This is a genomic window from Candidatus Pelagibacter sp. HIMB1746 (genome assembly GCF_052047555.1).
Lineage (GTDB): Bacteria > Pseudomonadota > Alphaproteobacteria > Pelagibacterales > Pelagibacteraceae > Pelagibacter.
Window position 1 is genome coordinate 214318 of the sequence record NZ_JBNAJZ010000003.1, and the last position, 23516, is coordinate 237833.

The 23516-nt window shown below is 32.0% G+C and carries 24 protein-coding genes; 6 read left to right on the forward strand and 18 right to left on the reverse strand.

Annotation, left to right across the window (positions count from 1 at the left end; genetic code table 11):
• Nucleotides 1-43 precede the first annotated feature (43 nt).
• The 6 genes from ACTTBM_RS05220 to ACTTBM_RS05245 all read right to left on the reverse strand — a co-directional run bounded on the left by ACTTBM_RS05220 (nucleotide 44) and on the right by ACTTBM_RS05245 (nucleotide 5765).
• Complete coding sequence (locus ACTTBM_RS05220; protein WP_440614558.1) at nucleotides 44-949, reverse strand: sugar ABC transporter substrate-binding protein; 906 nt, start codon at nucleotides 947-949, stop codon at nucleotides 44-46.
• 178 nt (nucleotides 950-1127) lie between these two features.
• On the reverse strand, nucleotides 1128-2030 hold the full coding sequence (locus ACTTBM_RS05225) for an ROK family protein (protein ID WP_440634998.1): 903 nt from the start codon (nucleotides 2028-2030) through the stop codon (nucleotides 1128-1130).
• Nucleotides 2031-2035: 5 nt separating this feature from the next.
• Nucleotides 2036-2785 carry an SDR family NAD(P)-dependent oxidoreductase gene (locus ACTTBM_RS05230; protein ID WP_440634999.1) on the reverse strand — a complete coding sequence of 250 codons (750 nt, stop codon included), beginning with the start codon at nucleotides 2783-2785 and terminating at the stop codon, nucleotides 2036-2038.
• A gap of 2 nt (nucleotides 2786-2787) precedes the next feature.
• Nucleotides 2788-4260 (reverse strand): tripartite tricarboxylate transporter permease, encoded by a 1473-nt coding sequence (locus ACTTBM_RS05235; protein WP_440635000.1) that lies wholly within the window; start codon nucleotides 4258-4260, stop codon nucleotides 2788-2790.
• Nucleotides 4261-4767 carry a tripartite tricarboxylate transporter TctB family protein gene (locus ACTTBM_RS05240; RefSeq protein WP_440635001.1) on the reverse strand — a complete coding sequence of 169 codons (507 nt, stop codon included), beginning with the start codon at nucleotides 4765-4767 and terminating at the stop codon, nucleotides 4261-4263.
• Nucleotides 4768-4790: 23 nt separating this feature from the next.
• A complete protein-coding gene (locus ACTTBM_RS05245) occupies nucleotides 4791-5765 on the reverse strand; it encodes a Bug family tripartite tricarboxylate transporter substrate binding protein (protein ID WP_440614563.1) in 975 nt (324 codons plus the stop codon).
• Between the two features lie 160 nt (nucleotides 5766-5925).
• On the opposite strand from ACTTBM_RS05245, the gene ACTTBM_RS05250 reads away from it, so the two are divergent.
• On the forward strand, nucleotides 5926-6927 hold the full coding sequence (locus tag ACTTBM_RS05250) for a 4-hydroxythreonine-4-phosphate dehydrogenase PdxA (RefSeq protein ID WP_440635002.1): 1002 nt from the start codon (nucleotides 5926-5928) through the stop codon (nucleotides 6925-6927).
• A 3-nt stretch (nucleotides 6928-6930) separates the two neighbouring features.
• Here the strand turns inward: ACTTBM_RS05250 and ACTTBM_RS05255 are convergent, their stop codons facing one another.
• The 9 genes from ACTTBM_RS05255 to iolD form a co-directional block, all read right to left on the reverse strand.
• The gene (locus ACTTBM_RS05255; RefSeq protein ID WP_440635003.1) at nucleotides 6931-7692 is read right to left on the reverse strand and encodes an SDR family NAD(P)-dependent oxidoreductase; all 762 of its coding nucleotides are present in this window, start codon (nucleotides 7690-7692) and stop codon (nucleotides 6931-6933) included.
• A gap of 11 nt (nucleotides 7693-7703) precedes the next feature.
• Complete coding sequence (gene rbsK, locus ACTTBM_RS05260; RefSeq protein WP_440635004.1) at nucleotides 7704-8615, reverse strand: ribokinase; 912 nt, start codon at nucleotides 8613-8615, stop codon at nucleotides 7704-7706.
• Nucleotides 8615-9085 carry an RbsD/FucU family protein gene (locus ACTTBM_RS05265; protein WP_440635005.1) on the reverse strand — a complete coding sequence of 157 codons (471 nt, stop codon included), beginning with the start codon at nucleotides 9083-9085 and terminating at the stop codon, nucleotides 8615-8617. Before ACTTBM_RS05265 ends, rbsK begins: the two co-directional genes overlap by 1 nt.
• 71 nt (nucleotides 9086-9156) lie before the next feature.
• Nucleotides 9157-10110 carry a sugar ABC transporter substrate-binding protein gene (locus tag ACTTBM_RS05270; protein ID WP_440635006.1) on the reverse strand — a complete coding sequence of 318 codons (954 nt, stop codon included), beginning with the start codon at nucleotides 10108-10110 and terminating at the stop codon, nucleotides 9157-9159.
• Nucleotides 10111-10196: 86 nt separating this feature from the next.
• Entirely contained in the window at nucleotides 10197-11210 is a 1014-nt protein-coding gene (locus tag ACTTBM_RS05275) for an ABC transporter permease (RefSeq protein WP_440635007.1), read from the reverse strand.
• A gap of 2 nt (nucleotides 11211-11212) precedes the next feature.
• Nucleotides 11213-11962, reverse strand: coding sequence for an ATP-binding cassette domain-containing protein (locus ACTTBM_RS05280; RefSeq protein WP_440635008.1), 750 nt, complete (start codon nucleotides 11960-11962; stop codon nucleotides 11213-11215).
• A gap of 22 nt (nucleotides 11963-11984) precedes the next feature.
• A complete protein-coding gene (locus ACTTBM_RS05285; RefSeq protein ID WP_440635009.1) occupies nucleotides 11985-13007 on the reverse strand; it encodes an NAD(P)-dependent oxidoreductase in 1023 nt (340 codons plus the stop codon).
• An 11-nt stretch (nucleotides 13008-13018) separates the two neighbouring features.
• Nucleotides 13019-14176 (reverse strand): Gfo/Idh/MocA family protein, encoded by a 1158-nt coding sequence (locus ACTTBM_RS05290; RefSeq protein WP_440635010.1) that lies wholly within the window; start codon nucleotides 14174-14176, stop codon nucleotides 13019-13021.
• Nucleotides 14177-14182: 6 nt separating this feature from the next.
• Nucleotides 14183-16027 carry a 3D-(3,5/4)-trihydroxycyclohexane-1,2-dione acylhydrolase (decyclizing) gene (gene iolD / locus ACTTBM_RS05295; protein ID WP_440635011.1) on the reverse strand — a complete coding sequence of 615 codons (1845 nt, stop codon included), beginning with the start codon at nucleotides 16025-16027 and terminating at the stop codon, nucleotides 14183-14185.
• Between the two features lie 95 nt (nucleotides 16028-16122).
• On the opposite strand from iolD, the gene ACTTBM_RS05300 reads away from it, so the two are divergent.
• Both ACTTBM_RS05300 and ACTTBM_RS05305 read left to right on the forward strand, forming a co-directional pair.
• Nucleotides 16123-17565: an NAD-dependent succinate-semialdehyde dehydrogenase gene (locus ACTTBM_RS05300; protein ID WP_440635012.1), complete on the forward strand. Its 1443-nt coding sequence runs from the start codon at nucleotides 16123-16125 to the stop codon at nucleotides 17563-17565.
• 2 nt (nucleotides 17566-17567) lie between these two features.
• On the forward strand, nucleotides 17568-18362 hold the full coding sequence (locus ACTTBM_RS05305; protein ID WP_440635013.1) for an HpcH/HpaI aldolase family protein: 795 nt from the start codon (nucleotides 17568-17570) through the stop codon (nucleotides 18360-18362).
• On the opposite strand, the gene ACTTBM_RS05310 is transcribed toward ACTTBM_RS05305, so the two are convergent.
• From ACTTBM_RS05310 to ACTTBM_RS05320, 3 genes are read right to left on the reverse strand one after another with little or no spacing between them, the layout of a single operon-like run.
• Nucleotides 18359-19174, reverse strand: coding sequence for a 3-methyl-2-oxobutanoate hydroxymethyltransferase (locus ACTTBM_RS05310; RefSeq protein WP_440635014.1), 816 nt, complete (start codon nucleotides 19172-19174; stop codon nucleotides 18359-18361). The two genes, ACTTBM_RS05305 and ACTTBM_RS05310, sit on opposite strands and share 4 nt — an antisense overlap.
• Complete coding sequence (locus ACTTBM_RS05315) at nucleotides 19174-19587, reverse strand: MarR family transcriptional regulator (protein ID WP_262589473.1); 414 nt, start codon at nucleotides 19585-19587, stop codon at nucleotides 19174-19176. The genes ACTTBM_RS05310 and ACTTBM_RS05315 overlap by 1 nt, the downstream gene beginning before the upstream one ends.
• Before the next feature lie 28 nt (nucleotides 19588-19615).
• Nucleotides 19616-20593 carry a DUF1907 domain-containing protein gene (locus tag ACTTBM_RS05320; RefSeq protein ID WP_440635015.1) on the reverse strand — a complete coding sequence of 326 codons (978 nt, stop codon included), beginning with the start codon at nucleotides 20591-20593 and terminating at the stop codon, nucleotides 19616-19618.
• Nucleotides 20594-20680: 87 nt separating this feature from the next.
• Between ACTTBM_RS05320 and ACTTBM_RS05325 the strand changes: the two genes are divergently transcribed.
• From ACTTBM_RS05325 to ACTTBM_RS05335, 3 genes are read left to right on the forward strand one after another with little or no spacing between them, the layout of a single operon-like run.
• Nucleotides 20681-21625, forward strand: coding sequence for a ketopantoate reductase family protein (locus ACTTBM_RS05325; protein ID WP_262589476.1), 945 nt, complete (start codon nucleotides 20681-20683; stop codon nucleotides 21623-21625).
• Nucleotides 21625-22494, forward strand: a complete 870-nt coding sequence (locus ACTTBM_RS05330; protein WP_440635016.1) for a 2OG-Fe(II) oxygenase — start codon at nucleotides 21625-21627, stop codon at nucleotides 22492-22494. The genes ACTTBM_RS05325 and ACTTBM_RS05330 overlap by 1 nt, the downstream gene beginning before the upstream one ends.
• Before the next feature lie 31 nt (nucleotides 22495-22525).
• A complete protein-coding gene (locus tag ACTTBM_RS05335; RefSeq protein WP_440633976.1) occupies nucleotides 22526-23509 on the forward strand; it encodes a phytanoyl-CoA dioxygenase family protein in 984 nt (327 codons plus the stop codon).
• Nucleotides 23510-23516: the final 7 nt, after the last annotated feature.

A 23516-nucleotide genomic window follows, 5' to 3' on the forward strand; every position in this document is an offset into this window, starting at 1 on the left:
AAAAAGGGCCGATTGAATAATCGACCCTTTAAATTATTACAGACTATCTATCAATACCTGCTAAAGCAGCAACTGAAGAAGCGTTAGACTTGTCAACGAAGCCAGGTCCTGATGGGATGTTAGCTCCTGGTAAAAGTCCAGCACTGTTGTTGTACAAGTGTAATACGATAACTGGCATATAACCTTGTAGTCTTTGTTGTTGATCGATAGTGAAAGCAACTCTTCCAGATCCAATTAAATCCATAACTGCAGGACTTAAGTCGAAGCAAGAGTGGTGTACTGTCATACCTAGATCAGCTAAAGCTTTATCAACAGCTTCACACACGTGTGGTCCTACTGAAAGGATCGCATCGATATCGCTGTTAGCTTGTAAAGCAGCAGTTGCTCTAGTTTGAATAGTTGCAGGGTCAGATGTAGTATCAGTCATTTGCATAGGAACAGCTGAACCGTAACCTTCACATCTGTCTACAAGAGCTGTGTTGTATGCTTCTTGAATCATACAAAGTGCTTTAGAAGCACCTTCAGCTTTTGCTCTTTCACCAGCTTTTTGTCCAGCAAGTAATTCAGGCTGACCAACGTGCATTAAAGCACCTAGGCTAGCAGAAGACTCTAAACCAGAGTTCATTGTAATTACTGGAACACCAGCAGCAACAGCAGCTTTAATAGCTGGGCCTAATGCATCTGGATCTGGTAAAGAAATTACCATACCATCTGGTTGAGTAGCTGCAGCAGCTTGAATTGAGCTTGCCATATCAGCCATATCAGCAGAAGGGTTGTAGATATATTCGAAGTCAGCACCGATTGCTCTAGCTGCATCTTCACCACCTTTTTGAACTACTGGCCAAAAAGGATCTTTTCCTTCACCATGAGTAATCATGACATATCTTTCAGCGAACGCAGAAGTTGCAAATAATGCAAGAGCTGCAATCGAAAGTATAAGTTTTTTCATTATTTCTTCCTTTTTTTTATGTTTTTAAATTAATTTAAAAAACGAAATATACCCACTTTGAGTAAAGATCATAACAAAAAATATAGATACAACTTTTAATTGAAATTTTTTTTTTAAATCTTTTTCGCTTCTTTGCTTGTCTTTAAATTTTAGAATTTTTCTAAATTTAAATTTAAAACTAATATGTCGCGCTTCTTCCTAATCTTGCAGCACCTCTAACGCCACTAGCATCACCATATCTTGGTTTTAAAAAAACACCTTCGTATTCTCTACCAATTACAAATTTTCGTACAAGTGAATCTATTTCATGTAAGAAATCAATTTCGTTTGAAACTCCTCCGCCAAATATAAAAGCATCAGGATCTAAAATATTTATTATACTTGAAAGTGACATTGCTAAATTGACTTTAAAATCGTCTATAAATTTTTCAGCATCTAAATCATGTTTTCTATTTAATTCAAAAATTTCATTTGTTTTTAAATTTTTTCCATAAAGTTTTTTAAATCTTTTAGCCAAGCCTAAGCCGGATAAAAAACTCTCAATCTCTGCTTCTCTCGGGTTACTTGAGTCGAAATTTTCTTTCTTTGCAGCAAAATAAGGAATTTGATTATGGCCCCACTCTCCTGCAACACCATTAGGACCACTCACTATTTTTTTATCAATAACTAAACCACCTCCAACACCAGATCCTAAAATAATTCCATAAACAATTTTGTAATGTTTTCCTGCTCCATCTATGGACTCTGATAAAGCAAAACAATTTGCATCATTTTCACAAAACACTTCTTTACCTAGTGCTTTACGCAAATCATTTTGAAAAGGTTTTTTTTCTAACCAGCTGATGTTAGGAACGTTTTTAACTAATCCTGTTTGAGGAGAGTGAACTCCTGGATGACAAACGCCGATTGGAAGCTCTTGACTAAACTCTTCCTCTAATTTTTTATGAATATCTCTTATAGCAGTAATAATTTGAGTATAGTTTTTTGGACATGCTATTCTTGATCTGTGCTTTTCTTGTCCATCTTTTTCAAGTACAACACTCTCTATCTTTGTTGCACCAACGTCTATACCTACTTGCATAATTATTAGTAAGTTGCTCTACCACCGCTTAAATCAAACACTGCAGCTGTTGAGAAAGAGTTTTCTTCGCTTGATAACCATGCAACTAAAGAAGCTAATTCCTCTACCTTAGCAAATTTATTTCTTGGTATTTTTGAAAGCATATAATTTATATGCTCTTCAGTCATTTGATCAAAAATTCTAGTTTTTGCTGCTGCTGGAGTAACACAGTTTACTGCAATATTTTTTTGTGCAAGTTCTTTTCCTAAAGATTTAGTTAAACCTATAACTCCTGCTTTTGAAGTGCTGTAAGCACTTGCATTTGGATTTCCTTCTTTACCTGCAATACTAGCTATATTAACAATTCTTCCATAATCATTCTTTGCCATAAATGGAACAACTGCTTTACAGCAATAAAAGACTGCGTTTAGGTTAAGATTAATAACCTTGTTCCACTCTTCTATTGGATACTCTGCAACAGTAGTATTCATACCTGCTACACCTGCATTATTAATAAAGATATCAATCTTACCATGTGATTTTTCAACTTCAGATAATTTTGAATTAATTGTTTCATAGTTGCTTACATCAACTATTTGATAAGTTAAATTTTCAGAATTTACTTTTTCTAATGCTTTTTTAGCTTCTCCCTCGTCGATATCCCAAATTACTACTTTAGCACCAGACGCGATAAATCTTTCAGTGATAGCTAATCCAAATCCTTGAGCTCCACCTGTTACAATTGCTACTCTGTTATTTAAATCAAATTTAATCATCTTTATTTTTTAATTTTTTTTGCTCTTATTAAAGGAAAAGCTAAAGCAATTAAAGATAAAATAAAGAATGTTAAAGCTATTGGTCTTGTGAAAAACATTAACCAATTTCCATCAAATATAACTAGAGATTGTCTTAGGGTACCTTCAACTAACTCACCTAAGATCAAACCAATGATAACAGGGACAACTGAGAAACCATATCTTCTCATAAAGAAACCTAGAACACCAAAAAATAACATGATCCAAACATCAATTATAGATTGATTTAATGAATAGGTTCCACAAACTGAAACTGCAAAAATCATTGGCCATAATATTTTATTAGGCACTAAAGTTATTCTTGCAAAAATTTTTGCACCAAAAAAACCAAATATAAAGAACAAAACATTAGCAATAAGCATTGCTCCAAATATTCCATATAAAAAATCAGGTTGCTCTCTAAATAAATCAGGTCCAGGTCTAACACCATGTATAATCAATCCAGTTAAAATTACAGCTGTTGTTGCACTACCAGGAATTCCAAGTGCAAGTGTTGGAACCATTGCTCCACCTGTTGCTGCATTATTTGCAGCTTCTGCACCAGCTATACCTTCAATAGATCCTTTTCCAAATTCCTCTGGTTTTTTTGAAAATCTTTTTGCTTCTGAATATCCAATCAAAGAGGCAACTGTTCCACCTTCAGCAGGCAACACTCCAATAAAAGAACCAATACCACTTGATCTTAAAATGGTTTTCCAAGTTTTTTTGTAATCATCTTTGCTTGGAAGTTTAATTGCTTTTAAAGCTATTCTATTAAATACCTGATTAATTAAAGTTGATTGTGTTAACATCTCACTCATTGCAAACAAACCAACAACAACTGGGATAAAACCAATCCCTTCGGTTAATTCATTAATTCCAAAAGTAAATCGATCAATTGATGTCATAAAATCTTTACCAACTGTTGAAATTAAAATTCCAAATGCACCTGCAATCAAATTCTTAATTGGGCTTCCTTCTCCAATTGATGCAAGCATCGTTAATCCAAAGATCGCTAATGCAAAATATTCTGGTTGACCAAATTCATATGCAAGCTGAGCTAATATAGGTGCAAAAAAGACAAGTATTACAACACTAAAAATACCGCCAACTGTACTTGAAACAGTTGCCATTCCTAGAGCTCTTCCTGCCTCTCCTTTTTGTGCCAAAGGATAACCATCTAAACAAGTTGCTGCAGCAGCTGGCGTTCCTGGTGTGTTAATTAAAACTGCAGTTATCGCACCACCATAAGTACCTGCACAATAAATAGAAGTTAACAATACAATTGCTGACAATGGATCAAGTGTCATTGTAAAGGGTAAAATTAATGCACCACCAGTTGTTGGGCCTAAACCAGGTAACACTCCTAAAATTAATCCAAACAATGTTCCAAAAAATAAAACTAATAATAGCTTTGAGCTAAATAAAGGAGCCATCATTAATAATAAATTATCCATCTAGCTATAATAAATGTTAGTTATAATTCCAGGTGGAAATCTTAAACCTAAAATTGTTTCAAAGAAAATAAAGACAATCACTGGAAAAATTATTCCAACAAGTAATAAATAGAATATTCTTTTCTCTCCCCAGCAATAAGAAACAAAAATAGATAAAACTGAAATTGCTAGAAAAAAATCTAAAGTTTTTGAAATTACTAAAAAAATCACAAAACTTGAAAGTGTTAAAAAAAATGACTTTGGTAATTTTTTTTGAACCTTCCAAGGATTTTTAGTTGCTAAATAATAAATCAATAAAGTCATAGCTATTATTAATACCAAAAGCGCTTTTGGAAATGTTGCAGGTTGTATTCCTCTATTCAAAATAGGAGGAACAATATCAAAAGTAAAAGTAGTGATTAATAATGCTACAGAAATAAAAATAATAACAAAAGAGACTTTAAATTCGTCTCTAAAAAAAAAGGGCAAACTTTTGTTTGCCCTTTTTTGTTTTTGTACATTTTTCATATGCAAATGTACTTTTAATTAGATTAGTTAATGTAACCTAAAGCTTTTAGCTGAGCAGTCATTTCAGCAAGCATTTCTTCCATTTGCTTACCCCACTCGTCAGCACCAACTACACTAGTGTCATCAAGACCAATTTCAGTTAAGAAATTTTTGTAATAGTTGTGGCTCATAGCTTTCATCATTCCAGCTTCTAATTGTTTAACTCTTTCTGCTGGAGCACCTTTTTTAGTTACGAAACCTCTAACAGTAGATAAAGAAACAGGAATTCCTAATTCTTTAGCTGTTGGAGAGTCACCAATTTTAGCCATTCTATTATTTGCTAAAACAACTGATACACAAAGTTTACCTTCGTTGATTTCAGTTAATGCTTCACCTAAGTTTAAAACACCTACATCGATATCACCTTTGATTAGGTTAGTTTTAATTGGTGCTACACCTTTGTAAGCAACAATAGTTGGATCTGTTAATCCACCTTTTTTAGTAAATGCAATTGCACTAACGTCATCAATACCACCTGTATGTGTTGTTCCATATTTTAGTGATTTTGATTTTTGCGCGCTAATGAATTTTTTAGCATCTTTAATTTCATTGTTACAGTTAACAACGAATAACTGAGGATCATCTGTACCTCTTGCTAAAGGCTGCATATCACTTAATTTTACTTTAGTTTTTCCTAAAGCCATTGATACTGCGTGACCAGTAGTCCAAGTTAAAGTGTGGTTACCATCTGCAGGTAAAGACATCATGTAATCCATAGATGCTGCTCCACCACCACCTTTTTTGTTAACTAACTGCATATCTTGTTTAAGAACTCTTCTTGCTCTTAATAACATCATTCTAGTAGTAACGTCAGTTCCACCACCAAAACCAGCGTGAGTAATTGCTTGTATTGGATGTCCGTCAGCTTTTGCTGAAGTGATCATTAATGGAAGAGCTACAACAAAAAATTCAGTTACTAAAAAAGCAGCTGCTAAAAATAGTTTAAAGCTTTTTTTCATTATTTCCCTCTTTAGTTTATTTAATTTATATATATAAGTTATATATAAATATATAATCACATTCAGATATAAAACGTAAAGAAAAAAGTGAAAAATATTTGTTTAGATTATATATATAATATCTATATATAGTTACATTTAGTAGTATTTAAAAAAATTAATGACACAAACAAAAGCTAATATTGCAGTTTTACTTGGTGATCCAGCAGGAATAGGGCCTGAACTTATTTCAAAATTATTAAGTGAAGAAATAACTAATAAAGCAAATATTGTTGTTATTGGCGAAAAACAAATTCTCGAGAGTGGAAATAATGTAACTGGCAATTCTCACCAACTCGAAGTCGTAGAAAGTTTTGATCAAATTGATTTTAATAAATCAAACAGATTTTTATTAGATATTTCAAAAGGAAAAAACCATAAATATAAAATAGCTGAACCTTCAAAAGAATCAGGTGAAAGTGTTTTGGAGGCTTTAGATTTAGCATTAACTCTTGCTAAAGAAAAAAAAATTGATGCAATCAATTTTGCTCCAATGAATAAAACAAGTTTGAAACTTGGAGGAAATACCCATTCAGATGAATTACAACTAATGGCTGAAAAATTAGATGTAAAAAGTTTTTGTTGTGAGTTTAATGTTATAGATAATTTTTGGACTGCAAGAGTAACCTCTCACATTCCAATTAAAGAAGTTGCACAGCACATCACAAAAGAAAATATCTTAAAGCCTATCAAATTAATTAATGAGGTTATGGAATTAAACGGTGTAAAAAATCCTAGAATAGCAGTCCAAGCACTTAACCCACATGCAGAATTCGGCACTGAAGAAAAAGATGAAATTATTCCAGCAATAGAAGAAGCAAAAAAACTTGGATTTAATACAGATGGTCCGTTACCATGTGATACATCTTTTGTAGTTGCATATAAAAATAAAAATCATGATTGTATGGTTGGAATGTATCATGATGCACTTCAGTCTGGACTTAAAGCATTTGGTTTTGATAGAGGAGTTACTGTTCAAGGCGGATTAACAGTTCCTGTAACAACAACTGCACATGGATCTGCATTTGCAATTGCAGGAAAAAATGAAGCTAATTTAGCTCCAATTTTAAATTCATTTAAGATTGCATTATCAATGGCTGAAAATAAAAAGAAGTTAAGCTAAGCCTTATATTAAACCAGCATCTACCGTAAAATTTTGTTTAGTGCATCCAGATGAAACATCTGATGCTAGATATAAAACCATTCTTGAGACATCCTCAGGTAATACTTGTTTTTTAAGACACTGTTTATCTAGAATTTCTTTTTTAAATTTTGGATTTAACCATAATCTTGACTGTCTTTTAGTTGCAACCGACCCAGGTGCAATAGAGTTTATTCTAATATTGTGTTGTCCTAAATCTCTAGCTAAAGATTTGGTTAAACCATAGATTGCAGCTTTTGCTGTACTATATGCTGGAAACATTACAGCTCCTCTAACCCAACTAACAGAACCTAAATTTATAATTGAACCACTTTTGTTTTTAATCATACTTTTTTTTACTGCTTGAATGGCAAACAAATAATGCTTCAAATTTATTACCATTCTGTCATCCCAGTATTTTTCAGTAACTTCTTCAAGTGTGTGCCTTTGATCATTGGATGCATTATTTACCAAAATATCAATTGGACCTTTTTTTTTAATAATACCTTGAATTAGAGTTTTGTATTTTTTTATATTTTTAATATTACAAAATTGAAAAGTAGGTATTTTTTGTTTTTTCTTTTTAATTTTAGAAATTAATTTTTGGGCTTCTTTTTTATCTATATCAAAAAAATAAACCTCAACACCTTGTTCACAAAGATGTTCAACTATTGATGCACCAATACCAGATGCTCCACCTGAAACTAAAGCTCGTTTTCCTTTTAAATCAAAATATTCAACTTTCATTTTTATTATAATTAGTAATTTTCTACGTCTTGAAGTAATGGCATTGATGCTGCTGCACCAAGTTTTGTTGTTGATATTCCTGCCACTTTGTTTGCAAACACTAATGCATCTTTATTTTCCAAACTGTTAGCTAATCCTACAGCAAATGCACCATTAAAAGCATCACCCGCACCAGTAGTATCTACAACATTATCTTTTAATTTACATGCCTCAACAAAATAATCTTCTTTTCCATTAGAATAATACACACCCTTCTCTCCTAATGTAATTATAATATTTTTAACTCCTTTTTTTAAAAACTGTTTAGCAGCTTCTTTTATATCATTTTCTGATTTTATTTTTTTATTTAAATAAAATTCAGCTTCTGTTTCATTAGGAGTAAAATAATCAATTAATTTAAAATACTGTTCTTCTATTTTTCTTGCAGGTGCTGGATTTAAAATTGTTATACAATTATTTTCTTTAGCTTTACTTAAAGCGTAAAGTGTTACTTCTTCTGGGGTTTCTAACTGAGTAAGAAAAATTTTTGATTTTTTTATAGTGTTTAAATTTTGATCAATATCCTTATTATTCAAATGAGCTGCCGCTCCAGCAACAACATTAATTGCGTTATTACCACTTTCGTCAATCATGATGCCCGCAACTCCTGTTGAAAGATTTTTATCTTGGATAATTGAATTTGTATTTAATTGAGCTTCTTTAAATAGATTTAATGCCATATTAGCATGAGTGTCTTGACCAATTTTTGTTATGAAATGAACATCTCCCTTTAATCTTGCAGCTGCAATAGCTTGATTTGAACCTTTGCCACCAGGCCCGACTATATGATTTTTTCCTAAAACTGTTTGACCTTTAACTGGAATTGTTTCAGCGAAGAAACAAAGATCAGCAACAAAAACTCCAAATACACAGATTGCATCCATTATTTTTCAAGAACCCAAACACTTCCATCTGGTTTTACGACTCCTTTGGTCATTATAAAGCACCCAAATGGTCTAGCATCAGTTGTAGTAACAATTAAATAGGATTTTTTTGCTTCCTCATAAAATAATTGTCTTTCGATAGAACCTACCTCCCAATTATTTCCAGATATATCTTTGACGGATTTAATGAATTCTTTATGTGTATCAGTTAGTTCATCTGGATTATTGTCAACTTCCATCCTATTTGCTGCCCTGCCTCCTTGAGAAACGACAAAGCTGTCTAATGGAAAAACAGACAGTATAGCCCTCGCTGCATCTTCGATGTTAACACCATCTAATCTAACTACATTTTTATTCATAGAATGAGCAGGAAAATTAGCATCTGCCAATACTAATTTATCTCCATGTCCCATCGATCTTAGTTGAAATAACAAATCAGGACTTAATATAGGATTAATATTAATGAGCATAAATTATTATAATACATAAAAAAAAAGGGTGGAATTAAATTCCACCCTTTTTAAAATTATTTAACTAACTATTATTTAAAGTCGTTAGCGTTTTCTTTTGTTACTAATTGAGTTCCAGTATCAATGTTAGGATCAATACTTCCACCATTAGCTAATTCTAGAGCATATTTAACTCCATAAGCACCCATATTATATGAGAACTGAGCAATAGTAGCAGTCATTTCTCCTTTTAGAATACTTGTTGCTGCATCTGGTGTTGCATCAAATCCTACTACAACAACATCGTTCATATCAGCATCTTTAAGAGCTTGAATAGCACCTAAACCCATATTGTCATTAGAAGCAAATATTGCCTTAATGTTTGGATTTTTTAGGATTATCGACTCTGTAACTGATCTTGCTTTTGCTGTATCCCACTCTGCAGTTTGTGTAGCTACAATGTTTAGACCACAATTATTGAAACCTTTAATTGCACCATCTCTTCTTAATAAAGCAGTAGATTGAGATTCAATACCTGTTAAAATTGCAACATCTGAACCTTTTGCTGTTTTGTCACAAATAAAGTTAGCTGCTAATTCAGCACCATTCATATTGTTTGTTCCAATAAAAGTAACACCTTCATTAATTCCATTAGTATCTACAAACACTACTGGAACTCCACTTTTGATCGCCTCATCAACAATTGGTGCGAAAGCATTTGGATCTCCTGGAGCTAATGCAATAGCATCAACACCTTTAGCAAGTTGATCTTCTACTTGGTTAATTTGAGCTTGCACATCACCCTCTTGAGGTGGTGCAACCAACACAAGATCAACACCTAATTTTGCTGCTTCCTCTTTTGCTCCTTTTTCAACAGATGCCCAGAAAGGATTTCCTGATCCAGGTCCTTTGATGCTGAAAAGAATTTTTTTTCCAGCAAATGCTCCTGTTGTAAAACTTGTTAAAAGAAAAACAGATGTAATAATTACACTTAATATTTTTGTTAAGTTTTTCATATTATCTCCCATTCTATTATTTAAACTCATATTTAAACGAAACTTTGATTTGAATTCAACTGATAATAAAGAAGCTTTTTTTAAATAATTTTTATTCAACTTTAAATTGAATTGTTTTATTTTCTTGTACCTAAATCTCTTCTCAAAACATCTATATAAACTGCAAGAACAATTATTGAACCTATTAATACTTGTTGCCAGAAAGAACTTACATCCATTAAATTTAAACCATTTCTCAAAATACCCATTATCATTACTCCTGCAAAAACTCCTAGAACAGTTCCTCTTCCACCAAAGAAACTTGCTCCACCAATAATACAAGCGGCTATAGCATCAAGCTCAGATTGAAGACCAGCGTTTGGATATCCCGAGTCTGTTCGTCCTGCTAAAATTAAAGCTCCAATACCTGCTAAAAAACCACACAATGAATAGACTATAACTAAGATTTTATTTACGTTTATACCTGCGGCTCTTGCAGCGTTAGGGTTTCCTCCTATCGCATATATCCATTTACCAGTTTTGCTATGATTTAGGAATATCCAAAATATCCCATAGACTATAACAATCAAAACTAAACTTACTGGCAAATATTGTGATTTTTCTAGACCCAACCATTGCAAATCAATCCTACCATGTCCTAAATAACGAACTTCATCTGGAAACCCGCTTATAGGAGTGCCTCCTGAAATTAAATTCCCAGTACCTCTAAATATATAAAGTGTGCCTAAGGTCATAATGAACGGATGTGGCATCCTCAGCAATGTGATTCCCAAGCCATTGAATAAACCACATAAAAAACCTGCAATTAAAGGGGTAATTATTACAATAAACCAGGGTGCTCCAGCTTTTGATATGACGGCTAGTATCATTAATGACAACATCATTATTGACCCAACTGAAAGATCGATACCAGCTGTTACAATAACCATAAATACGCCAAGTGCTAACATCGATTGCCAAGAAATTTGTTTGAAAACATTAGTGACATTTCTCCAAGATAAGAAAACATCTGGCTGCAAAATATGCATGACCAAAATCATGATCACTAATAAAAGTAATATCCCATATTTTTCAAAATATGGTATTAGCTTTAGATGTAAACTTTGTAATTTATTATCTTTTTCTTCCATTGCTATTTTTTACCCATAATCCAACCAATCACTTCATCTCTTGAAGTCTTGGATAATCTTGCTTCTGCAAAATTAGTTCCTTGAAATAAAGCCATCACACGATCACAAACAGTAAATATATCGTCCATTCTATGACTTATTACAATTACTCCTACTCCAGTTTTTTTTAAATTATTTATTAAATCTAAAACTTTACCAACTTCTTTAATAGCAAGAGCTGCTGTTGGTTCGTCCATAATTACTACTTTAGCATTGAATGCAGTTGACCTTGCTATAGCAACTGCCTGTCTTTGTCCTCCAGACAACTCTTCAACTTTCTGATCTGCACTTTTAACATTTATTTTTAATTTTTCTAAATGAGCATTAGTAAGTTCTTTTATTTTATTAAAGTCTAACAACTTCATAAAACCAAGATTTTTAGTTGGTTCTCTGCCTAAAAAAATATTTTCTCCAATAGGTAAATTCCCGGCAAGGGCAAGATCTTGATATACCATTTCTAAACCTAAATTTTGAGAGTCTCTTGGACTTTCTAAAACTTTTTTTTCTCCATTAAAATGGAGAGATCCTGCACTCGGTTTGTAAAGACCAGACAAAACTTTCATAAGAGTTGATTTGCCAGCTCCATTATCTCCAACAACCCCCAGACACTCACCTGCATGAACTTTTAAATTTACATTTTCTAAAGCAGTGATTGTTCCAAAATATTTTGTAATCCCTTTAGCTTCTAAAAGTAAATTATTGGTCGAGGACATAAATTATAAAGTTAATTAAATTTTAATTAATTGCAACAGGTTTTGATGCTAGTAAGCCAACAGTTTTTAATGCAGCTCTTTTGCAATGTTTTGGTTTCAAGTTTTTTGAAATTAAATTCATATCTTTTAAAACAATATCACCCATATTATAAAACGCCTCAGTAAGCGCACCAGCTCTATGAGCTGAAAATAAAATATTTTTAACTTTTCTTATTGGATCATTTTTTCTTACAGGCTCTTCTGGAAATACATCGGTAGCTACGTAAATATCTCCTTTTTTAACCCTATTGACCAGATCTTTAAAATTAACAACTGCCGCTCTACTCATCAAAATAAATAAAGTATTAGGCTTCATCTTATTTAACAATTTTTTATCTATTAAATTTTTATTTTCAGTTGTCACGGCTGCCAAAACATAAATTACTTCACATTTTGAAAACATATCTTTTAAATTAATCGGCTGAAATCCATATCTTTTAACCACATTATTTGGAAGCCATGGGTCATAAACAGAGATATCTTTTGTAAATGGTAAAAGCAGTGGATAAAGAGATTTTGCTAAATCACCAAACCCTAATAAACCAATTTTTTTCCCTGACAACATTGATGCTTTAAGATTACTTTCTAAGCCATATTTCTCTTTACCTTTTAGAAAATCAAAATGCGCTTCATGAATATTTCTTAATAGGGATAATGTCATTCCTAATGCTATCTCAGCTACAGGTTTTGAAAAAACTGGAGAAGTAGCGATGACATGAATTCCTCTTTTATGACAATATTGATAATCAACATTGTTCATAAAATTACTTTCAACATTTATAATTGCTTTTAATTTAACTGCTTTTGACAAAAGCTTTTTATCTAGATCTGGTTGACCCATTATAAATGAAGCTTTGTGAATATTGCTTTCATAAAATTTTTTTTTGTTTTTACTTGGGGCTACAATAAGTGTGTATTTAGTTTTAAGTTCTTTTAGTTTTTTTTTTGTGAAAATTAGATCTAAAGTTCTTGGGAAAGGATCTGAAATTACAATTAATTTTTTCATAAGTTAAAAAATTAATTCATAATTTTTTTTATTTCTTCCAAAGTAAAAGGTTTTGGTTTCTTACAGGTAGTCTTTATTTCTTGTGGAATACCTGTTTGAGATGCTCTCATAGTTGAATCTATTATATCTAAAACATGTAAAGAAAGCTCTCCATTACATCTATGTTCTAAATTGTTTTCAATTGCATAAGCCATCTCAGATAGACCAGCTCCTCTATAATTTGCATTTGTTGGAGACTCATTTGCTCTTGAGCTTTGACTTTTAATGTTAATTTTTCCTAAAGGCATCATATCTGTTTTATGCTCACCCCAATTACCACCAGCAGTCACTGAAACAAAAGCTGATCCACCAAACATATTTGGATCAGGAACAATAATTGATCCTTTGTTCCCATATAGCTCTATGTGATTTCTTTGATGAGCGACCACATCAAATGATAAAGTAATCTGTATAATGCAATCATTTTCAAATTGTATAGTAGCAAGATAAGTTGTTGGAGTTTCCACTTTAAATTTTTGACCTTTTTTTGGACCTATTCCAATTTCTCTTTCTTCAAAGACTTTTGTGCATCTTCCTTGTACTTGTTTTGCTGGACCAATTAAATTTACTAATGCTGTAAGATAATATGGACCCATATCTATTACCGGACCTCCTTCATTTTCAGCAAACCAAGGTTCTGGGTTTGGATGATATGATTGAACTCCAGGGAAAGCAAAAATAGCATTACCTAATTTAATGTCACCAATTACACCGTTATCAATTAGTTCACGAGTTTTCTGAATACCCCCACCCAAAAAAGTATCTGGTGCATTTCCAATATAAAGATTTTTCTCTTTAGCAAGTTCAACTAATTTTTTTCCATCTTCAAAGTTAACAGCCATAGGTTTTTCAGCATAAGAATGCTTACCATTTTCTAAAGCCATTTTTGAAACTTCAAAATGTGCACCAGGAATTGTAAGGTTTAATATTATTTCAATTTCTTTATCTTTAAGAAGTTCTTCAACAGTTACTGCTTCAATATTATAATGGATTGCACACTTCTTTGCTGTTTCCATATTGATATCAGCACATTTAACAATCCTGATATTGTTGAAATACTCTTGAGCTCTAAAATAAGTTTCTGAAATATGACCACATCCTATAAGACCTACTTTAAATACTTTATTCATAAAGGATTAAATACCTTGTCTTTGTTTACTTCTTCCTTCTTTATAAAGTTTTAAAGCTTCTTCATTTTCTTTAGTTGTAGGAATTTCTAAAGTTGGGCTATCCCAAAAAGATGATCCTTCTACCCATTTATAAGCATGAGTTTTAATTGAAATAACATAAGTTACATCAGATGCTTTAGCTCTTTTAAATGCAGCTTCAAGATCTGAAATTGAAGTAACGTGTTCTGATTTTGCACCCATACTTTCTGCATGTTTTGCAAAATCTACATCAACTAAGCCAGGTGTGTTTGAGCTCTTCAATAAGTTATTGTACTCTTTTCCACCTTTGAATAATTGAAGTCGGTTTATAACTGCAAAGCCACCGTTATCACAAATAACTATGATCAGTTTATTTTTTGTAATCACTGAAGAATAAATATCAGTATTATTTAATAGATAAGATCCATCACCTACAAATGAGATCACTTCTTTATCTGGATTAGCCATCTTAATTCCTAATGCTCCAGATATTTCATAACTCATACAACTAAAGCCCCACTCTGTTTCATGAGTATTAAGTTCTCTTGGTCTCCATACTTGAATTACTTCACCTACCAAACCTCCTGCGGCTGTGACTGCAATATCTGTTGGATCAGAATTTCTGTAAATAGCACCAATTACCTGAACATAACTTGGAACTTCCTGATTAGTTGGAGCGCTCTCTTTATCTATATGTTCATTCCATGACTTAAGTTCTGTTTGAGATTTCTTATTCCAATCTTCCCCTGCTTTCCAATCACCTAAGGCTTGAGAAAGTTCAGTTAATGAAACTTTTGCATCTCCAACAACAGCTTGAGCCAAATGTTTGTTAGCATCATATCTTGATACATTGATTGAAACTAATTTGAAATTTTCGTTTTCAAAATTTGCCCATGATCCAGTAGTAAAATCAGCTAGCTTTGTACCTATTGCAATAGCAAGATCGGTTTGTTTTGCTAATGAGTTTGTATTTTTTCCACCAAGTCCTCCGATTTGACCTGCAAAATGAGAATGATCTCTCTTCATTGTTGAATAACCCATTACAGTTTGTGTAACTGGAATATTGTGTTTAATTGCAAACTGACTTAACTCTTCCATTGCATCTGAATAAAAAACTCCCCCTCCAGATATTATGATTGGATTTTTTGAAGATTTAATTTTTTCAGCTGCCTCTTTAATTTGAAATTCATCTGGTCTTGGTCTTCTAATTGTATGAACTTTCTCTTGAAAAAATTCTTCTGGATAATCAAAAGTTTGTCCTTGGATATCTTGGCTTAAAGCAATACAAGCAGGGCCACAATCAGCAGGATCTAACATTGTTTGAACTGCTATAGGAAATGATTGAATTATTTGTTCAGGTCTAGTTATACGATCAAAATATCTTGTAACTGGTTTGAAAGCATCGTTTGCAGTTACACTTGGATTGTTAAAATGTTCAACTTGTTGCAATACTGGATCTGGCATTCTATTTGCATAAGTATCACCTGGTAAAAATAAAATTGGCAATCTATTACTCATCGCTACTGCAGCTGCAGTAACCATATTGGTTGCTCCTGGGCCAACAGATGAAGTAGCAACAAAAATTTGTTGTCTTCTTTTTGCTCTGGCATAACCTATTCCAGTTAAAGCCATATTCTGCTCATGATGGCCTCTATAAGTTGGTAATTCTTTTTGATTTTCTTCAAGTGCCTGACCTAAACACGCTACGTTTCCATGTCCAAAAATTCCAAAGACACCAGGAAAGAGTGGTTCTTTTTTGCCATTAATTAATATTTTTTGAGCAATTAAATATTTAACGATTGCATGTGCACAAGTAAGAGTGATTTTTTTCATAATTGGGTTTATTTTTTTTATGTATAATGTTTATATATATTTATATTTATAAATTAAAAAACCCAACTTAGTAAACCTTAAAAAAATAAAATATTATGTATAGCAAATTTGGACAATTCATTGATGGAAAATGGCAAGAAGCAGAAAAAAAAGAGACATATGATGTAATCAACCCTGCAACTGAGGAAGTGATTGGAAAAGCATCGAAAGCATCTTCAGTAGATGTACAAAAAGCATTAAAGTCAGCTGAGAAAGGTCTTAAAGTTTGGAGTAACACTACTCCATGGCAAAGATCATATGTAATTAGAAAAATTGCAGATCTAATGAGAGAGAAAAAAGATGTTCTTGCTAAATGGTTAACACTTGAAGTTGGTAAACCTCTTGCTGAAGGAGTTGGAGAAGTTGGTGGAGGAGCTGATATATTTGAGTGGAATGCTGAAGAAACAAAAAGAATTTACGGTCAAACAGTTCAGAGTAGATTTCCTGATACAAGAGTTCATGTTTATTATCAGCCAGTAGGAGTTGTGGCTGCTTTAATACCATGGAACTTTCCAATCATTTTAGCTGCTAGAAAGATTTCAACAGCACTAGCTGCAGGTTGCTCTGTAATTTGTAAACCAGATGTAATTACACCAGGTGCAGTTATGGAATTAGTTAATATTTGCAAAGAGGCTGGTGTACCTGATGGCGTGGTTAATTTATTATCTGGTGATCCTGCAGAAATCTCTAATGAATTATTAGAGTCTGATATTATTAAAAAAGTATCAATTACCGGTTCAACAAGAGTTGGTAAATTAATATTAAAGAAAGCAGCAGATAAAGTTCAAAGAGTAACAATGGAACTTAGTGGTCATTCACCTTTTATTGTTTGTGATGATGTTGATATGAATAAAGTTGCAGATATTGCGATTACTGCAAAATTCAGAAACAATGGACAAGTTTGTATCTCTCCAAACAGATTTTATATCCACGAAAATAAAAAAGATGAATTTCTTGGAGCTTTTATGGATAGAGCAAAGAAATTAAAAATTGGAAATGGTATGGATGAAGGAACTATCTTAGGTCCTTTAACTACTGCAAAAAGATTAGAGGAAATTGAAAAACTAGTTGAGACAACAAAAAATGAGGGAGCTGATGTTTTGATGGGAGGAAAAAGACCTTCGGGTTTTAACAAAGGTTATTTTTATGAGCCAACTGTTTTTGATAATGTAAAAGACGATTTTACGATTATGAGAGAAGAACCATTTGGTCCTCTTGTACCCGTTCTTACGTTTAAAACGTTTGATGAAGTCATTGAAAGAGCAAACAATAATGACCTTGGTTTATGTAGTTATTTATACACAAATTCTATGGATCAAGCGAACAGAGGTTCTGAAATGTTAGAGTCTGGTTGTGTTGCTGTTAATACTGGTGCAGTTGCTGTAGCAGAAGCTCCTTTTGGTGGTATCAAACAAACTGGTTATGGACGTGAAGGTGGATCAATGGCGATCAAAGATTATCTTAACGTTAAATACACTCACATGGCATTAAAGGTATAATTATGAGAAAAAATAAAATTAAACAAATGATGAAAGACGGTAAACCCGTCATTAATGGTTGGTGCGCAATACCAAGTACTGCATCTGCAGAAGCAATGGCCCATCAAGGTTGGGATTCATTAACTATAGATATGCAGCATGGTTTAGTTGATTACAGTAATGCACTTCCAATGCTTCAAACAATTTCGACAACAGATGTCACTCCACTTGCTAGAGTTAATTGGAATGAGCCAGGACAAATAATGAAAATTTTAGATGCTGGTTGTTATGGAATTGTTTGTCCAATGGTAAGCAATAGAAAAGAAGCTGAAAATTTTGTTCAAGCTTGTATGTACCCACCTGATGGTTATAGAAGTTTTGGTCCTGTTAGAGGATTAATTTATGGTGGTGCAGATTATGCAGATCACGCTAATGAAGAAATTCTTAAATTAGCAATGATAGAAACTAAAGAATCTTTGGAAAATTTAGATGAGATAATGTCTACACCAGGTGTTGATGGTATTTATATTGGGCCTGCAGACTTAAGTTTAGCAATCGGTGAAAAACCTGGCTTTGATCGAGCTGAAACAACAAAAGCTTATTTTGAAATTTTGAGAATTCTAGAACATGCAAAGAAAAATAATATTTTTGCAGGAATTCACAATGGTACAACAGAATACGCAACGAAGATGATTGAAAAAGGTTTTGATTTTGTAACGATAGCTTCTGATTTAAGAGCTTTAAGTGCTGGCGCTAAAGCAACTGTTGATAAGATGAAAGGTTCTTTGTCTAAAAAAGACAACGACGCTACTTATTAATCAAGTTGATTTAAAAATTCTTCAAACTGATTTTTATCTAAATTAGAGGATTGTTTCTTACTTGGAAACTTTCCAGCCATAGAATCTTTTTTAAATGCTTTAAGAGCTTTAACTCTTTCAACCTTAATTTCATTTCTAAGTTTTAATAAATTTCCATAAGCTTTAGAATGTCTTGGAGGATTTTCAGTATCACCACAAATATCTTCCATAAATAAATACATCACATCTGCATTTCTTCCAGATCCTAAAGAGACAGTTACAATATCTGTTCGTTTAGAAATTTCTCCCATTACATTTTCAGGTATTACTTCACACTCAGCAGAAAAAGCTCCTGCATCTTCTAATCTTTTAAATTTTTGGAATAACTCATAAGCCTCATTTGCAGTTTTACCAACTGCTCGAAGTCCACCTATCCAAGTTGATTTTCTTGGAACTAATCCTAAGTGACCCATAACAGGCACATCTTCTTTTGCTAGCATTTCTACTATGTCCATACTTCTTGGTGTCATCACTGCATCAGCACCATTTTCTAAAGCTTTAAATGCTCCACGCATAATATCATCTGCTGTAACAAATTCGTTTAAAACTAAAGCTGCGGTTAAAAAAAGATTTTTGGACCCTTCTCTAACTGGAATAATATTCTTAGCGTTAGCAATAATCATGTCAAAGCCAGCTTTTTCTGCAGCAGCAGCCTCATCAACAGTATTTGCAGTAACTTGAGTAAATTTTCTTTTACCTTTGGCTGCTTTTAAATCACCTACTGTAGTTGATCTTTTGGCTGGTTTTGCAGCCCATGTATATACATTCTTCATTAAATACCTTTATAAAGGACGTCTCTTCGATCAATAAATTCCTCAAAAGTCTTAATAGTAACAACTGATGGTAAAATAAAAATTGATCTTTTGTCCTTTTCGTTTCTAATAATTCTAAAATAACCTTTTTTGATTGCTGTATCGATATAAACATTAGAAGTTAAATAAGATTTCTCTATAACTCTTAATAGTTCATTTTTTGTAATAGATTTATTTTTATAATAAGCAAGCATCACCATGTGCAGCATAATCCAATGTTGAGGTGTCAGAGAAAACCAATTTAATAAATCATTTGCTAACCTTCCCTCAAAATCTCCAAGTGAAATTTCAGCTAATGTAATTCTTTTTTGAGTTGATTTTGAAATTTTTTTTTGTTCTTCAAAATTTTTTGGATACTTAAACTGTCTTTTCATTTAAATAAACTTAAACTTATTAAGTTTTCTATTCAATACTATTTTTGCTTAGTAGCTCTTTATAAATGTTATTTACTCTATGCACTTCTGAAGCTGTATTAAAATATCCCTCATATTCGATTTCATCTGGTGTTACATCAAAATGATAATGACCAGCATCTTTATCATGTTCATAAGAATGAAAATGCGTATGTTCACCAGACTCTCTTAAATTCAATTCTCCTCCTGTAGGATCTCCAGTCCAAAGTACTGTATAACACTGCAATTTTGGACCAACAGGTTCATAAAATTGAAGAAAATCTTTTACACACTTCATTTGTTTTGGATCATAGTATTCATGTTTAATATCTTTATAATCTGGTTGAACATGCGATCTTACTTTTCCTTCTAAAATTCTAAACACGCCTGCGATAGCAACATGTTCTTTTTCTTTAAGATTTAAATTATTTGATAATGAAGACCTCATTGCTTGCGGAAGTGAACCTTGATCACCTGATCTTCCTTTAATTTTTATTTTAATTACTTTTCCTTGTTTACCATCTGTATAATAAATATTTCCAAGTCCTCCATGTTTTCGTGCGCTATATTTTTCAACAATACATTTTTTATCAGGACTTACTCTTGCAATTATAGATCTAGACTCGTCAGTAATTAAATTTTCATTAATTACTAGTTCTCCGCAGTGACCGTCCAAACACGACATTGCACCAGATCCAGCACCTAAAGCATAAGATTTTTCTGATCCAATCATTTTAGAAATTTCTTGGTAATCAAATTCAGCACCAATAAAATTAGGATCATGCATGTATGGCTCACCACCAACATCGATGATTTTTTGATTGCCACTTATCCCTTCAGATGGACAATCCCATTCACGAAGATTAGGACAATCTACAACTTCAACTTCAACATTTTTAAAATTTTCTGAAAGTCCTTTTTTTAATGCACTCGCTATATCTTCAAGTGAATGATTTGTGAAAGTTCCTTTTTCTATTTTTAATTGCATGATGTTAATAAGCTATAATTTATTTTGCATATTGTCTATAGATAATATATATAATTTCTATACATAAATAATTTTAAAAAGGTAACAATGATAAATAAAGATTTAAAAGTAGCCGTACTAGGCGCAGGTGCTATGGGCTGCCTGTTTGGAGGATTGCTAGCTGAAAAAGGTTTAAATGTAACTTTAATTGACGTTTGGAAAGAACATGTCGATGCAATTAATAAAGATGGTTTGAAAATGGATGGTCACGGTGGTGATCGTATAATTAAAGTTAATGCTACTTCAGATCCATCATCGTTAGATAAAATGGATGCAGTGATTGTTATGTGTAAAGCAACTGCATTAGAGCCAGCGTTGAATAGCATTAAAAATATTATTGGTGAAAAAACAGTTTTCATGTCTTTTCAAAATGGAATTGGTCATGAAGCAATAATTCAAAGTATTGTTGGAAATGAAAAAGTAATCGGTGGAACAACAACACAAGCTTCTAATATTTTAGGACCAGGTCATATAATGAACCATGGCGCATTGCCTTCATGGATTGGTGAATATGAAGGAGGTATAACAGAAAGAATTACAGAAATAGCTGATACTTTTACTGCACATAATTTGGAAATGATTGCAGCTGAAGATGTAAAAAAAAGAAAATGGATGAAGCTTTTTGCCCTAACAGCAATTGGTCCTCTTTCAGCTATCTTTGATCTACATCACACCGATCTTTACGTAAATAATAAGGCTAATGATGTTTCGAGAGGACTTGGTAAAGAAATCATTTTAGAGACAAGAGAAGTAGCGCTTGCTGATGGAGTTAATGTTTCTGAAGATGAGTGTCTATTTATGTTCAATAAAATTGTAGATTCTATGCAAACTAACAAATCTTCGATGGCTTTTGATGTTCAATACAAAAGAAAAACAGAAATTGATTTTATAAGTGGTGCTGTTTCTAAAATTGGAAAAAAACATGGAGTAAAAACACCCTTAAATGACCTGATGTATAAAATGATTAAGGTGAAAGAAGGTATGTATAGTTAATGCTTAAAATAAATCGATTAAAAAAAATTAAAAGTAATTTTCCTGTACTAGTTGGAGACAAAGTTGTTGAGAAAAATACTTGCAATTTATTAATTGATGAAATTAGTAAATCTAAAGCTTTTGACGACATGATTATGGGTGGTCGAAGTAGAATTAATAAAGGCTCAAAAAATTTTAATAACTATATTAAATCTTCAAATAATTCTGCAAAACTCTTCAAACTTTTTAATAGCAAAGCATTTTATAAAAAAATTGAAACTCTTTTTTCTAAAAATTTTAAAGATGGATCTTGGACAAACACTCACAAACCAAAAATATTTAATCAAAAAAAATTTACTATTAAAAAGAAATTAAATTCAAGTGAATTAAAAAAATTATTAGGAAACAATTACACTAACCCAAAAGTTAATTTAGATATTGATTTTTCGGTTTCTAAAGGAGGATACAGATTGCGTCCCCATAGAGACGATATTACCAGATTGTATAATTTCTTAATTTATCTAACAGATATCCCAAAAAAAAATGGAGGATCACTTACAATCTATAGAAAAAAATCTAAGAAAAATTTGAGAAAAAGTTTCAGAAGATTTCCAAAAATAAGTGAATTGGAAGTGGTCAAAGCTTTCACACCAAAGAAAGGAACTGTGGTGTTTTTTCAATCAACACCAAATTCTTATCATGGAGTTAAGCGTTTTATAGAAAAAAACTGTCCAAAAAGATTTTTTATTTATGGAAGTTATGCACTCAATAAACCAGTTATTTGGAATTATAAAGGAACAGCTTACTATCCACACATTATCAGTACGAAGAAAAAAATGTTAACTTCTTTTCATGATGCAAATTATTTAACAACTGCTCCTAAGAATTGATATTGTTAAAAATTTCTACTAGGTTCTATTAATGCCAAATAATCTACAAAAGAAATTATTTGAACAAGGATATTTAAAAGTAAAAAATGTTCTTAACTATCAAAGAGATTTAAAGCCAATCCTTAATGACATGGAATTTGTAATGGATTGTTTGATCCAAAAATTTGCAAAAAAAAAGGATGTAAAAAAAGTTCTTAATTTAGATTTTAAAAAAAAATATTCTTATATATCGAAATTAAAAATTGATGATTTAGATCAATATTTTAATACTAGATTGCCAAGAGATCACGTTAAGAAAGATAGTGATTACTTTGCTACTCAATCTTTATGGAATTTAATTACTAATAAAAATATTTTAGATGTTGTTGAAAAAATTTTGGGAAAAGAAATCATGTCTAATCCAGTACAAAATACTAGAATTAAACAACCTGAAAAAAAATTACCAAAAGGTTCAATTTTAGACGGTTTAAGTGGAAGAACACCTTGGCATCAGGATGCTGCGGTTCTCAGTCCTAAAGGGCAAAAATTGACTGACATGGTTACTGTGTGGATACCTTTTACAAAAACTACAAAAAAAAATGGGTGCATGATTACTGTTAAGAAAATTAATAAAATGGGATTATTAAATCATATTGCTGGTTATAGGGGCCAAGTAGAAATTAAAGACAGCAAATTACTAGATAAAATGGAACATATTCACTTAGAGGCAGATGTTGGAGATGTAATTCTTTTACACAAACATTCAATTCATTGTTCTCTGCCTAACAGATCAAATGATTTTAGAATAAGTGCAGACCTTAGATATAACGTAGCCGGTCAACCTTCTGGAAGAGATCCACTTCCAAATTTCTATGTAAGAAGTAAAAACAAAAAAAATCTCAAAATTCAGAATTTTAAACAATGGTTAGCTCTCTGGGAAAAAGCAAAAGAAAAGTGTATCCCACGTAAATACGCTTTTAAATATCCTCTTCCTACTTTTAAAACAAATAAAAGAGATCTTTCAAAATTGTTATAAAAAAATT